At 68.5% G+C, this 11,759-nt stretch carries 10 protein-coding genes; 4 read left to right on the top strand and 6 right to left on the bottom strand.

Annotation, left to right across the window (positions count from 1 at the left end; all coding sequences use genetic code 11):
• The first annotated feature begins 99 nt into the window (after nucleotides 1–99).
• On the top strand, nucleotides 100–1,206 hold the full coding sequence (locus G6034_RS09725; RefSeq protein ID WP_176634912.1) for a ScyD/ScyE family protein: 1,107 nt from the start codon (nucleotides 100–102) through the stop codon (nucleotides 1,204–1,206).
• A 148-nt stretch (nucleotides 1,207–1,354) separates the two neighbouring features.
• Here the strand turns inward: G6034_RS09725 and rbfA are convergent, their stop codons facing one another.
• The 5 genes from rbfA to G6034_RS09700 all read right to left on the bottom strand — a co-directional run bounded on the left by rbfA (nucleotide 1,355) and on the right by G6034_RS09700 (nucleotide 7,093).
• Nucleotides 1,355–1,789: a 30S ribosome-binding factor RbfA gene (gene rbfA / locus G6034_RS09720; protein WP_176634911.1), complete on the bottom strand. Its 435-nt coding sequence runs from the start codon at nucleotides 1,787–1,789 to the stop codon at nucleotides 1,355–1,357.
• A 224-nt stretch (nucleotides 1,790–2,013) separates the two neighbouring features.
• Nucleotides 2,014–4,896 carry a translation initiation factor IF-2 gene (infB, locus tag G6034_RS09715; RefSeq protein ID WP_176634910.1) on the bottom strand — a complete coding sequence of 961 codons (2,883 nt, stop codon included), beginning with the start codon at nucleotides 4,894–4,896 and terminating at the stop codon, nucleotides 2,014–2,016.
• Between the two features lie 161 nt (nucleotides 4,897–5,057).
• Complete coding sequence (locus tag G6034_RS20460) at nucleotides 5,058–5,435, bottom strand: YlxR family protein (protein ID WP_425485496.1); 378 nt, start codon at nucleotides 5,433–5,435, stop codon at nucleotides 5,058–5,060.
• Nucleotides 5,436–5,489: 54 nt separating this feature from the next.
• Nucleotides 5,490–6,461, bottom strand: coding sequence for a transcription termination factor NusA (nusA, locus tag G6034_RS09705; RefSeq protein WP_176634909.1), 972 nt, complete (start codon nucleotides 6,459–6,461; stop codon nucleotides 5,490–5,492).
• A 2-nt stretch (nucleotides 6,462–6,463) separates the two neighbouring features.
• A complete protein-coding gene (locus G6034_RS09700) occupies nucleotides 6,464–7,093 on the bottom strand; it encodes a ribosome maturation factor RimP (RefSeq protein WP_176634908.1) in 630 nt (209 codons plus the stop codon).
• Nucleotides 7,094–7,273: 180 nt separating this feature from the next.
• Between G6034_RS09700 and G6034_RS20295 the strand changes: the two genes are divergently transcribed.
• From G6034_RS20295 to G6034_RS09685, 3 genes are all read left to right on the top strand, one after another.
• Nucleotides 7,274–9,010, top strand: a complete 1,737-nt coding sequence (locus G6034_RS20295) for a DUF4439 domain-containing protein (RefSeq protein WP_176634907.1) — start codon at nucleotides 7,274–7,276, stop codon at nucleotides 9,008–9,010.
• Between the two features lie 105 nt (nucleotides 9,011–9,115).
• Complete coding sequence (locus G6034_RS09690; protein ID WP_176634906.1) at nucleotides 9,116–9,847, top strand: VIT1/CCC1 transporter family protein; 732 nt, start codon at nucleotides 9,116–9,118, stop codon at nucleotides 9,845–9,847.
• A gap of 15 nt (nucleotides 9,848–9,862) precedes the next feature.
• Entirely contained in the window at nucleotides 9,863–10,855 is a 993-nt protein-coding gene (locus tag G6034_RS09685; RefSeq protein WP_176634905.1) for an aminoglycoside phosphotransferase family protein, read from the top strand.
• Here the strand turns inward: G6034_RS09685 and G6034_RS09680 are convergent.
• On the bottom strand, nucleotides 10,852–11,676 hold the full coding sequence (locus G6034_RS09680; protein WP_176634904.1) for a sulfite exporter TauE/SafE family protein: 825 nt from the start codon (nucleotides 11,674–11,676) through the stop codon (nucleotides 10,852–10,854). The genes G6034_RS09685 and G6034_RS09680 overlap by 4 nt on opposite strands.
• Nucleotides 11,677–11,759: the final 83 nt, after the last annotated feature.

Here is an 11,759-nt window from a genome sequence, read left to right as displayed (position 1 = left end):
CGCGTGTCTGGCCCGTTGCCGCACAGCCACTGCCTGAGGCGGGCGGGTCCCCTTCATCGCTCCGCCCGTCATCACCGGGCCCTCCCCAAGGGAACAAAAATGAGGTCAAGAATAGCCGCGGCAGCAGCCGCGGGCGTGTTGGCAATCGCCGTGGCGGCAGGACCCGCCGCGGCACATCAGGGCAGCCACCATGCCAAGAAGCACCACCCCACGCCCGCCACGGTCGTGGCGTCCCAGTTGATCAGCCCGCTGAAGGTCGCTTTCGGGCCGAAGGGCAGCTACCTGGTGACGGAATCGTTTGTCGGGAAGCTGACCAGCATTTCCGCCAAGGGCGTGAAGACCACCGTGGTCAGCGCGCCGGGACAGGAGATTGGCGGCGTCTCGCACCGGGACGGCACCACGTACTACTTCAACAACGACCAGGGTACGGGCCCGGAGCCGGGGGCGGAACTGCTGCCGGCGCGGCTCATGAGCATCGACCACCGCGGCAACACCCGCCAGATCGCGGACCTGAGCGTCTTTGAAGGTGCCCACAACCCCGACGGCAAGACCGTCTACGGCGTCCGCGACGCCGCGCCGGCCTGCCTCGCCCAGGCACCGTACCTGCAGACCGCCGGCGAAGTCTTCTCGCACCCGTACGCCTCCGTGCCCGTCAACGGCGGAGTGTACGTGGCCGACGCAGGTGCCAACAGCATCCTGCACGTGACAGATACGGGCAAGGTCAAGCTCGTCAAGGTCCTGCCCGCCGAACCCATCACCATCGACGCGCAGGTGGTTGCCATGGCCGCCGGGATGGGCATGGACATCCCGCAGTGCATGGTGGGGCTGAAGTACTACGCCCAGGCGGTGCCCACGGACATCACGCTCAGCGGACAGTGGCTCTACTACACCGTGCTGCCCGGCGTACCGGGTGAAAGCCTGGGGGTCGGCAAGGCATACCGGATGAACGTGCACAGCGGCACGACGCAGCTCGTGGCACAAGGGTTGGCAGCGCCCACCGGGATCGCCGTGGACGGCAAAAACAACGTCTACGTCGCCCAGCTCTTCGGCGACGGCGTCTCCGTGGTCAAGAACGGCAAGGCCACGACGGTGCTGCCTGCCGCGATGGCCGCCGACGTTGCCGTCAGGGGCACCACCCTGGCGGCAGTCACCGGCGCATTGGACGAAGAGAACGGAGGCAGCCTGGTCACGATGCGGCTGAGGTGAAGTTGGTACTCACGAAGCGCCGGTAAGGGAGCTGCCGGGGGTCCCGAACCGAGCGTGCGAGGCTTGGCAGGCTTGGGAGGCATGGAAGGCAGCGAACGGGCCGGCCACCTTTCCTGCAAAAGGTGGCCGGCCGCCGTCGTGCCCGGGACTAGGCGTCCTCGTCCTCTTCGTCCTTCTTGTACGGGTCCGCGTCGCCGGCGAACTCGGCGTTGGCGGAGAGCTCGGCCAGCTTGGCGTCGCGCTCCTTCGCCACGCGGAGCAGGGCTTCCAGGTTGGAGGCGTTGACGGGGATTTCATCCGCCACGAACTCAAGGGTGGGCGTCAGGCGCACCGTGATGTTCCTGCCCACCTCGGCACGGAGCACGCCCTTGGCGCGCTCGAGTCCTGTCTTGGCCTCGGACTGGGCTGTCTCGTCGCCCAAGACCGTGTAGTAGACGGTGGCGTGCTGGAGGTCGTTCGTGACACGGGCGTCGGTGACGGTGATGCCTTCGACGCGCGGGTCCTTGACCCGGCGGCGGAGGCCTTCGGCCACAACAACCTTGATGCGCTGGGCCAGCTTGGCGGCGCGGGCTGAATCAGCCATGGTGTTCTCCTAAAGGATAAAGGGGACGGTAGACGGCCGCCGCGGTTCAGCGACTGTCCATGTCCAGATCCGTTCCGTGAGACCAAGGCGGGTCTACGACGGAAGCCGGAAAGTTGTGGGGGCGCCAGGGAGCGTGGCCGCTCAGGACGCAAGTCCCGAGCGGCCACCCGAAGGGGCGGGGCGCCCCCCAACAACTTGGAGGCGCCCCGCCTCTTGAGACGATCCTAGACGCGCGGCTTCTCGCGCATCTCGAACGTCTGGATGATGTCCTCGGCCTGCAGGTCGTTGAACGATCCCAAACCGATACCACACTCGAAGTCCGTGCGGACTTCGGTTGCGTCATCCTTGAAGCGCTTGAGCGAGTCAACGGTGAGGTTCTCGCCGATGACCTTGCCGCCACGGAGCACGCGGGCCTTCGAGTTGCGTCGGATCGTGCCGGAGCGGACGATCGAGCCGGCAATGTTGCCGAACTTGGAAGAGCGGAACACTTCGCGGATTTCCGCGGTACCCAGTTCAACTTCCTCGTACTCGGGCTTGAGCATGCCCTTGAGTGCAAGCTCAATGTCATCGATGGCGCCATAGATGACCGAGTAGAAGCGCATGTCAACGCCCTCGCGGTCGGCCAGTTCGGCAACACGCTCGGCCGGCTTGACGTTGAAGCCGATGATGATGGCGTTGTCCACCGTGGCCAGGTTGACGTCGTTCTGCGTGATGGCACCCACACCGCGGTGGATGACGCGCAGCTGCACGCTGTCGCCCACATCGATCTTGAGCAGCGAGTCTTCCAATGCCTCGACGGCACCGGACACGTCACCCTTGAGGATGAGGTTGAGGGTGTCAACCTTGCCCTCCGCCACGGCCTGGTCGAAGTCCTCCAGGCTGATGCGCTTGCGGCGCTTGGCCAGGGCCGCGTTGCGGTCGGCAGCCTCACGCTTTTCGGCGATCTGGCGGGCCGTGCGCTCATCGCCCGTGACGAAGAACGTGTCACCTGCGCGGGGAACGTTGGACAGGCCCAGCACCTGGACCGGACGCGACGGACCGGCCTCGGTGATGGCGTCACCGTTCTCGTCAAACATGGCACGGACGCGGCCGTGGGCCGTACCGGCCACAATGGTGTCGCCAACGTGCAAGGTGCCTGACTGCACCAGGACGGTGGCCACGGAACCGCGGCCCTTGTCCAGGTTCGCTTCAATCGCGATGCCTCTTGCGTCCTTGTTCGGGTTGGCGCGCATGTCCAGGGCGGCGTCTGCCGTCAACAGCACAGCTTCGAGGAGTTCCTCGATATTGATGTTGTTGCGGGCCGATACGTCAACGAACATGGTGTCGCCACCGTATTCCTCGGGCACCAGGCCGTACTCGGTCAGCTGGCCGCGGATCTTCTCCGGGTTCGCCGTGTCCTTGTCGATCTTGTTGACCGCGACCACGATCGGCACATTGGCCGCCTGGGCGTGGTTGAGTGCCTCAATGGTCTGGGGCATGACGCCGTCATCGGCCGCGACCACCAGGATGGCAATGTCGGTGACCTTGGCACCACGGGCACGCATGGCGGTGAACGCCTCGTGTCCGGGAGTGTCAATAAAGGTGATCTCACGCGGGATGCCTTCATGATCGTGCACGATCTGGTAGGCGCCGATGTGCTGGGTGATGCCGCCGTGCTCGTCGGCCACAACGTCCGACTTGCGGATGGCATCCAGCAGGCGGGTCTTACCATGGTCCACGTGGCCCATGACGGTGACCACCGGCGGACGGACCTCAAGGTCTTCGTCGCCCTCTGCCTCAAGCTCGGCATCGAAGTCGATGTCGAAGCTGCTGAGCAGTTCGCGCTCTTCGTCCTCGGGGGAAACGACCTGGACCTTGTAGCCCAGCTCCTCGCCCAGCAAGGCGAACGTGTCTTCATCCAGGGACTGCGTGGCCGTGGCCATTTCGCCCAGGTGGAAGAGCACTGTCACCAGTGCTGCGGGATTTGCCTCAATCTTGTCGGCAAAGTCCGTGATTGAGGAGCCGCGGCGCAGGCGCACAACGGTGCTGCCGTCGCCGCGGGGTACGCTGACGCCGCCCAGGGACGGAGCGCTCATCTGCTCCAGTTCCTGGCGCTTGGCACGCTTCGACTTGCGCTGCTTGCCGCGGCCTGCGCCGCCCTTGCCGAAGGCGCCCTGGGTACCGCCGCGACCGCGGCCGCCCTTGCCAAAGCCGCCACCGGCGGGAGCGCCGCCCGGTGCGCCGCCGGGGGTCGCCCCCGGCGCGCCGGGACGACCGCGACCGGCACCGCCGGGACGGTCGCTGCCGCGGCCGGGTGCCGCGGGGCGCTCGGTGCGGTTGGGCATCATGCCCGGTGTGGGGCGGGCACCGCCGGGACGCGGGGCGCCCGGACGGGGTCCGCCCGCACCGGGGGCGCCGGCGGGACGCGGGGCGCCCGGACGGGGAGCCCCGGGGCGGGGGCCGCCCGGACGGGGTCCGCCGGCGCCTGGCTCGGCGCTGCGCGGTGCACCCGGACGGGGCATGCCCTGGGATGGTGCAAACGGGTTGTTGCCCGGACGGGGGCCCGCACTGCCGGAACCGGCGGGACGCGGGGCACGGTTGCCGTCACGGCTCTCGCCACGCTCGGGGCGGCCGGAGCGCGGCATGCCCTGGGAGGAGGCGAAGGGGTTGTTGCCCGGGCGCGGCCCGGCAGCCGGGGCGGGCGCCGGTGCTGCCGGGGCAGCGGGCGCCGGTGCTGCCGGGGCAGCGGGCGCCGGAGCGGCGGGTGCCGGAGCGGCGGGCGTTGCCGGCTTGGACGACGCCGCGGCCTTGGGGCCGGGCACCATTGCGGGCCCCGAGGCCCCAGCCGCGGGTGCTGCCTGCGGGGCGGGTGCTGCCTGCGGGGCGGGGGCGGCGGGCGCCGGCGCGGCTTCGGCCGGCCTTGCCTTGGCAGGTGCCGCCGCGGCGGGCTTGGACTCCGCTGCCGTGGGGGCAACGGGGAATGCGTCGCGAAGCTTCTTCACGACGGGGGCCTCAATGGTGGAGGACGCCGAGCGAACAAATTCGCCGAGCTCCTGCAGTTTGGTCACTGCTTCCTTTGAGGTGATGCCGAGCTCTTTTGCAAGCTCGTGTACGCGGGCCTTGGCCACATTACTCCTGTCTCGGCCCGCACCGGACAGGTACGAACCGCTTAATTCTTACTGCAACATTCCATGTCGGAATGGGCGGCGTTGGAGAGCACGAAGATGCTCATTTTTGGGTACTCATCGCTGGGTACTCATCGGGTTTCCATCGGTTTTCTGACCCGCTTTCACAAAGGGACAATGTCGGTTCGTAGTGATTGGACGCCGTCTCGAGACAGGCCTGCAAGCCGCTCTGCAAGGTCGCCGGCATTGGTGACGCCCGGAAGGGCCCGCCCAATGGCTCGGCGTTTGAAAGCCAGCTGCAAACAGTCCGGGCTGGGGTGCAGCCACGCTCCCCTGCCAGGCATGCGACGTCGTAAATCAACCAGCGCTTCCGGCTCCCCGGATCCGCTGGTTGTCCTCACAAGTCGCACCAGTTGATCCCGGGCGGCGGTTTGCCTGCACCCAATGCAGGTTCGTGCAGCTCCGGTAAAGGTGGGGGCGGGGCCCCCTGCCGTGACAGCGTTCTTTACCAACTGCGCGATGCCTAACAATATTTTGGTCACAGACGGCCCTAAGGCCCGGTCCCCCCCTAGTCTAGCGTGCCAACGGTCCGCTACCTATTCAGCGGCGGCATCGGAACTGATGTCGATGCGCCACCCGGTGAGCTTGGCGGCCAGGCGGGCGTTCTGCCCCTCCTTGCCGATGGCCAGCGACAGCTGGTAGTCGGGAACCACCACACGGGCCGAGCGGGAATCCGCATCCACGATTGTGACCGAAATCACCTTGGACGGGGACAGTGCATTGGCGATGAACGTGGCCGGGTCGTCGTGGTAATCGACGATGTCGATCTTTTCGTCGTTCAATTCGGTCATGACGGCACGCACGCGCGAACCCATTTCACCGATGCAGGCGCCTTTGGCGTTGACGCCGGCCTTGTTGGCCTTGACGGCAATCTTGGTGCGGTGTCCGGCTTCCCGGGCCAGGGCGACGATCTCCACGGTGTTGTCCGCGATCTCCGGCACTTCCATCTCGAAGAGCTTGCGCACCAGTCCGGGGTGGGAGCGGGACAACGTGATGGAAGGGCCCTTCAGGCCGCGGTGCACGTCCACCACGAACGCCCGCAGTCGGTTGCCGTGGCGGTAGCTTTCACCGGGGACCTGTTCATTGGGCGGAAGCACGCCTTCGACGGCGCCCAGGTTGATCTGGATCATGTTCGGGTTGTTGCCCTGCTGGATCTGGCCCGCGACCAGTTCGCCTTCCTTCCCACGGAACTCGCCCAAGACGTTGTCGTCCTCGACGTCGCGCAGGCGCTGGAGAATGATTTGGCGGGCCGTGCTGGCGGCGATGCGGCCAAAGCCCGCCGGGGTGTCGTCAAACTCGCCAACCCGCTCACCGTCCTCATCGAGCTCGGCGGCCCAGATGGTGACATGCCCACTTTTGCGGTCCAGTTCGGCGCGGGCCTGCTCAATGGCTCCCGGGGACTTGTGGTAGGCCATGAGCAGGGCCTGCTCGATGGTGGGGATCAGCAGATCCAGGGGAATTTCACGCTCGCGCTCCAGTATTCGCAACGCGCTCATATCAATGTCCATGGTCAGCTTTCCTCTCCGTCGACAGCGTCGCCGCCGGTCGGTTCAAATTCCAAATCAAGCTCGGCCTGGTCCAGGCGAGCGAACTCTATTTCAACAACGCCGCGGCGGATTGCTGAAAACAACACCTTCTCGGGCTCACCGTGCTTGGCCTTCATGCCCTTCTTCACGGGCACTTCAGGGAGCAGCAGCACCCCGTCGCCGTCCACGGCCAGGACGCGCCCCACCAGGTTTTCACGGCCGACGGCGTTGACCTTGACCATGCGCCCCATGGCCCGGCGCCAGTGGCGCGGTTCCGTCAACGGGCGCGTTGCACCCGGGGAGGAGATTTCCAGGTTGTAGGGCTGGCCGTCGTCGTTGGGGTCGGCGTCCATGGTGTCGGAGAGCGCCTTCGAAACCTGGGCGATGGCGTCCAGGCCAACACCCCCGGTTTGGGTTTCGGGCAGGTCGACCACCACGGAAACCGTGCGGTGCATCCCCGCCATCTGCACCTTGACGTCCTCCAGGAACAGGCCGGCCGCAGTAACGGTGGGGGCCAGCAGCGCGGTCAGCCGCTGTGCTTCGGCGATGGGGTCGACGGCCGAGCGGAAATTCCCCGAGTTTCGGGCCGCTTTGGGCCTGTCCGGCTTGGCCATGGAACGGACCGCCTCCCTTAAATGATGTTGTGGATATCTACACTACCGAGTTTCCGGACGTGCCGCAGAACGATTTTACTGTGAGTAAGTGTGAGTAAGAACGCATGATGCCCATGTCCGGACCCGGCTGGCAAGCCCCGGTGTGCAGGGGGCCGCCACATCATGAGATCATCAACAGTTGTGACTAATTCCCCGTCCCCAGCCGAGCCCGCCACGGACCCATCCGTGGATGTGCGGTCCACGAAGGCAGCCGCCCGTCCGCTGCGGACCGGGGCGCGGCGGGCCTCCTCGCCCGCCGGTGCCCCCGCGTCGGCATCCGCGGCGCCGGCCCTGCTGGTGTTCGGCCCCGACGGGAAGCTGGTCCCTTCCCCCGGCGCTGCTTCTGCCGCCCCCGTGAAGGTCGACGCCGAAACCCACCTTGCCGAGCCGCCTGCACGGGCCGCCGTGGGATCCGCCGGCGGGGCCGGCGCAGCCGTCGAAAAGGGACCCCACGACGAACCCGCGTCGGAGACAGAAGCCCAGGCCGAACCGGCTGCGTCCGCCCAGCCGGACGCCCAGCCGGACGCCGAACCGGAAACTCCTGCCGAGCCCGCGGCCGGGCCGGCACCGTCGCGCGAACCCGATGAACGCGGGCCCGATGAAGGAGTCGGGTCCGTTAAGGCAGCCGACGCAGAGCCCGCTCCTGCCCCGCTGACCCGGCGCGCCAGACGGCTGGCCGAGGACGTCAGTCCGGAAGCCGCCGCCGTGCCCCCGCCCACCGAAAGGGGCACGGCGCCAGCCGCGCCGCCTGCACGGGCGGCGGCAGCCCTGAAACGCCGAAAGGGCGGGTGGGCCTGGGCGCGTGGATTGTTGTTCCTGGTCCTGATTGGCGCCATGGTGCTGGGCCTCGGGACCGTGGTCCCGGCAGACGACGCCGACGGCGGCGCGTCCGCCACCGAAGCCGCTCGGGACGCGTCATGGACCCAGACGCAGCTGCTGCTGTCCCTGGCGCGCTCCGCCCGCGACGCGGAAAAGGACGCCGCCACCAAAACCTGGCTGGCCCACGGCGCCGCGGCCCTGGAACTGCAACTTGCCGCCCTCGCCGGCAGCCACGCGGCAACGGCCCAAGCAGCACCCACGGCGCCAGCCGCGACGACTGCCGGCTTTGCGCAGGCCCTTGCCGGCAGCGCCAACACCCTGCTCGCGGACTCCCTGACAGCGGACGGCGCCCTGGGCAGGACCTTCGCCGCGGCCGGCGTGAACAGGCTGCTGCTGGCCGCCGCCCTGGACGGCCGGTTGGGGAAGCCGGCCCCACCATCCCCCTATCTCCCCGCCGCCCTTCAGCCCGTGCCGGACCCCTCCGCCAGCTGCAAGTCCACGCGGGCACCCCAGGCCGGGACAAGCGCCGACGCCGCGCTCACCGCCGCGGCCCGCGCGGAGCAGAAGGCTGCCTATGCCTACCAGGTGGCCGGCTCCCGTTTAGCGGAGCCGGGACTCGGCCGGGCGGTGGAACTGGCCGCAGTCCACGAGAACAACCTCGGTCTCCTCAACGCCGAACTCGCGCGGCGCTGCCTGCCTGTGGCCGCAGCCGTGCCCGGATTTGTGCTTGCCCGGGAATTCACGGAGGCCCCGGAGGCCGCCCTGGCGAAGCTGGAAGGGGAGCTGGCCCTGGTGTACGGCGACCTGGCGTCCCTCAGCGCGCCTGACAAGGAGTCCCCCGGCGCGCCCGCCACGGCGAAAGCCGGGGCCGCGCAGGCCGTGGCCGCCCGTCTGCCGGGCCTTCGCGAAATGGCGGTGGCCGGACTGGTGGGGTCCGCCAGCCGCCAGCAGGAATGGGGCGGCGGCCTCGACCCGCTGCCAGGCATTGCCAACACCGCGGTGCCGGCCCCCGCCGGCACCGCGCCGACTGTAACAGGCTCCGTACCAGCCATGCCCTAGCCCCGTGCGGGCCGGCGCCGGTCCAGGACGCAGGATAGGCATGCCTCAGCGAGGACATCCTCACCTTGCTGGCGGCCAGTGAGGGCGGGTGGTTTGCTTGAGGGCATGAAGCGTGCGGAAGATCTGGGGACGCGGCCTCGCCTGCCGCGCACGGCCGAAATTGCCCAACGACTCAACTGGCTGCGTGCCGGCGTGCTCGGCGCCAATGACGGAATCGTCTCCGTAGCCGCCGTGGTGGTGGGCGTTGCCGGCGCCACCGCCGCCACGGGCCCCCTGCTCACCGCCGGCATGGCCGCCCTGGTGGGCGGCGCCATCTCCATGGCCCTGGGCGAGTACGTGTCCGTCAGCAGCCAGCGTGACAGTCAACAATCCATGATCGAGGAAAAGCGCCGCGACCTGGCGCGGCAGCCCGGGCTGAACCTGGCCGGTCTGGCCGGGCTGTATGAGGGAAAGGGGCTCTCCCGGGACACCGCGGCGCTGGTGGCCCGGGAACTGACGGACCGCGACGCCCTCCGCGCACACCTGTCCGCAGAGCTTAACCTCGACGAGGACGACGTCGTCAGCCCCTGGCATGCGGCGTTCGCCTCGGCCATCGCGTTCACGCTTGGCGCCGTGCTTCCCATGCTGGCCATCCTCCTGCCCCCGGCCGGCATGCGCGTCCCGGCCACCTTTGTGGTGGTCCTGGCAGCCCTCGGAATCACGGGCTGGATCGGGGCCACGATCGGCGGCGGCTCCAAACCCCGGGCCGCGTCCCGGGTGGTGGCCGGAGGTGCATTGGCCTTGGCCGCCACCTTCGGGATTGGCAGCCTGCTGGGCGCCAGCGGCCTTGTGGGTTGACGATAGGCTGGCTGCATGGCCGCCACCGTTGACATCCCGGAAGACCTGCACCGCCGCCACGCGCGCAGTCCCGAGGGCCGGGCCTGGCTGGCCGAACTCCCGGGCTTCATCAGTGCAGCGCTGCAGCGTTGGGAACTCACCGTGGACCTTCCCCGGGGTGTGCCGCCCTGGCACGGACACACGGGGATTGTGGTGCCCGTCCGCCGCCCGGATGGCGCCGCAGCGGCCCTGAAGATCGCCTTCCCTTACGACGAGACCGTGCTCGAACCCATCGCGCTCTCACTGTGGAACGGGCAGGGCATGGTACAGATCCTCGAGCACGACCCGGCCACCTGCTCCATGGTCACTGCACGGCTGGACGCGGGGAAGTCCCTGAATGACGTCCCCATGGCGGAGGCCGTGGACGTGTGGGGCGCGCTGGTCAGGCAGCTGTCCATTGAGCCGGACGAAAGGCCCGGCTGGTTCCACATGCCGCACATTGCCGCGACGGCGGAACGGTTCTGCGACGAGCTCCCCGCCCGCTGGAACGACCTCAACCGGCCATTTCCTGTGTGGCTGCTGGAGGCGGCGCTAGAGGTCTGCCAGACGCGCGGCGCCGTGTCCCGCCGCTCGTCCCGGGACGTGCTGGTCCACACGGACTTCCACTACCTGAACATCCTGGCGTCGCTGGACGGCACCGGCTACCTCGGCATCGATCCGCAGCCACAGGTGGGGGACGCGGAATTTGCGGTGGCGCCATGCCTCTGGAACCGGATCCAGGACCTGCCGCGCCGGAACGCCGAGGCCGCGCTCCGGCGTCGCTGTTCAGCCCTCTCCGCCGCGGCGGGGCTTGACGCCGACGTGGCGGCCGCCTGGTCAGTGGTCCGGGAAGTGGAGAACGCGCTCTCGTACCTCGAATCGGCCCACCACGGCGGCGACGCCCAGCGTTCCCTGTGGGTGGCCGGCACCATGGCCGGCAGGTCGCTTCCGGGCCTTCCGGCCGCCCACGACCTCAAGACGCTGGATTAGACGCCCAGGACGGCGGTCGCCCAGGCGCCGACCCCGTTTTCGTTCCAGACGTCAATGCCGAGTTTGACGATCAGCACCGTCACCACGGCCAGGAACACGACCCGGATGAACTTGTTGCCCTGCTTGACCGCCGTGCGCGCCCCGAGGTAGCCGCCGGCCATGTTTGCCGCGCCGAGCACCAGCCCCACACCCCACAGCAGGGAGCCGTGCGGCAGGAAGAACATCAGCGCGCCCGCATTCGTGGCGAGGTTGACGATCTTCGCCTTGGCGCTGGCTTCCAGGAACGCGTACCCCATGAGGCTGACGAGGGCTATCACCAGGAACGATCCCGTCCCCGGGCCGATCAGGCCGTCGTAAAAGCCGATGATGCCGCCGATGCCCCCGGCCAGGATGTAGTGCCGCCGGCCCGAGTGCCGAAGCGCCGTCACCTCCCCCATGAGAGGCTTGAACGCCGTAAACAGCAGCACTGCCACCAGTGCCGCGACAATGATGGGCTTGAACACGGAACCCGGCAGGCTCGCCGCCACCACTGCCCCGCCCACGCTGCCCAGCAGGGCCACCCCCGCCATGGGCAGGGCGGTCCGCAGGTCCGGTTTGACCCGCCGATAGTACGTGACGGAGCTCGTGGCCGTGCCAAAGATCGAGCCCATCTTGTTCGTGGCCAGCGCCTGCACCGGCGAAATCCCCGGCACCATCAACATCACCGGCAGCTGGATCAGCCCTCCCCCGCCCACCACGGCGTCAATCCAGCCCGCGGCGAAGCCGGCCACCAGAATCAACAAAATCGTGGCGGTCGTGATGTCCTCAAAGCCGGAAATCATGCATCCCCCTCAATCGTCACCCCAATCAAGTCCGGGCCCGGCCACCGCGTGCGCGCCGCCGGACGCAACCACGCCACGCCGGG

The organism is Arthrobacter wenxiniae (genome assembly GCF_013376105.1).
GTDB lineage: Bacteria > Actinomycetota > Actinomycetes > Actinomycetales > Micrococcaceae > Specibacter > Specibacter wenxiniae.
Note: the sequence above shows the minus strand (reverse complement) of the source record. Positions and strands in the feature narration are given on the sequence as shown.

Coding starts and splice junctions, on each gene's coding strand:
- G6034_RS09725 (WP_176634912.1), top strand. CDS start 100: ATGAGGTCAAGAATAGCCGCGGCAGCAGCCGCGGGCGTGTTGGCAATC.
- rbfA (WP_176634911.1), bottom strand. CDS start 1,789: ATGGCTGATTCAGCCCGCGCCGCCAAGCTGGCCCAGCGCATCAAGGTT.
- nusA (WP_176634909.1), bottom strand. CDS start 6,461: ATGGACATTGATATGAGCGCGTTGCGAATACTGGAGCGCGAGCGTGAA.
- G6034_RS09700 (WP_176634908.1), bottom strand. CDS start 7,093: ATGGCCAAGCCGGACAGGCCCAAAGCGGCCCGAAACTCGGGGAATTTC.
- G6034_RS09690 (WP_176634906.1), top strand. CDS start 9,116: ATGAAGCGTGCGGAAGATCTGGGGACGCGGCCTCGCCTGCCGCGCACG.
- G6034_RS09685 (WP_176634905.1), top strand. CDS start 9,863: ATGGCCGCCACCGTTGACATCCCGGAAGACCTGCACCGCCGCCACGCG.
- G6034_RS09680 (WP_176634904.1), bottom strand. CDS start 11,676: ATGATTTCCGGCTTTGAGGACATCACGACCGCCACGATTTTGTTGATT.